Genomic DNA, 1,281 nt, shown 5'->3' on the forward strand with positions numbered 1-1,281 from the left:
GCTGGCTGGAACTGTCATCACTGAAGCGGTCCTTCAGTAAAATCTCTTTCTGTTTTCCTCCTGTTGATTTTGACATCTTTTTCCTCTTTTTTACCGAAAAAGTGTCAAGCTATTCTAGGAATAGACAAGGTCTGCCGTCAGGACAAAGAGGTTCCTCGCCATGTTCTTCCCGTTGCTCAAAATGAAGACAACTACCTTCAATAAACTCTACAATAGTTTCATTATTATCTAATACTGCTTAGAAAAGTATAGTCCGACCGTCCTTATCTTTTTGATTTATAGTAAATCCGCTTTCTATTATTTCTAACAACTTTTTTAGATCATTTCTATAAATTGCACTAACAGCATCATCAAATAATTTTTCCTCGTTAGCGTCCATCGTCTTTTTTTCATAGCATTAATTTTTCAGCATTTACTTTTTCGGCATCCAATGCGTTCTGCCTTGCTCCTTTGCACGCTGGTATATTTTCGACGATATTAGGGTCATATTTGTCCGTATTTTCTTTCAGATGGGCGTTCCTACGCTGTCAAAATATATCTCCTGAACGCTTGCTTTCTCAGATTTTACCTTCCCATTGTTGTCCCCCATTGATTAGGACTGCTTTATGCTCTTCAATCCAACGGATTGAAGATTCAGAATACCAGAATCCGTCTCCTTTTGAATATCTTTTTAGGAATCTTTTTTTAAAATCTTTAATTATAGAATCGCTCCATTCTAAAAAATCATCGGCTTTATCAACAAAAGTACCATTTTCATAGAAACCTTTAATATAGTAGAAGCGAGCTCTTTGAAGCAGGTTTTTATCGTACGGGTAGAATCCTCCTAAGCTAAACTCCAATAAAGGACTGGTAAGATTGTCAAAATAAAAAATATTGTTTTTTGTTGATAGTGTCTTTAAAGAATCAAAATCTTCTTTGCGTAAAAAATAAATTTGAAAAATCTTAGCCTTCATGTCTGGAATTTTTTTTATAGGATTTTCGTCATTTTGAATATATTTATCCGTAACAGCATAGATATCCTTTTGAAACATGAATTCATTAATTTCTTCATGATCTTCTGGAGTTATAAAAAAGTTAAGTTGTTTTGATTTCATAAAATTGTTATCCAACGAAAGAAGGAAGATTATTACTCTTCATTATAGAATTGCTTAATATTGGAATTGCAACTTAAATTAGGAGACTTTTTTATGCTGCCATTTTTTCTTTTTCCAATAGCATCTCTTCGATCTGCTTAGGGGTTTTATACCCCAGAGCAGAATGTATTCTTTGGGTATTGTAAAA

At 33.4% G+C, this 1,281-nt stretch carries 1 protein-coding gene; it reads right to left on the reverse strand.

The features are described 5' to 3' along the window. Positions 1–557: 557 nt before the first annotated feature. Positions 558–1,094: a hypothetical protein gene (locus H8B06_RS20445; protein ID WP_190996045.1), complete on the reverse strand. Its 537-nt coding sequence runs from the start codon at positions 1,092–1,094 to the stop codon at positions 558–560. Between the last annotated feature and the right edge of the window lie 187 nt (positions 1,095–1,281).

The organism is Sphingobacterium micropteri (assembly GCF_014692515.1).
Lineage (GTDB): Bacteria > Bacteroidota > Bacteroidia > Sphingobacteriales > Sphingobacteriaceae > Sphingobacterium > Sphingobacterium micropteri.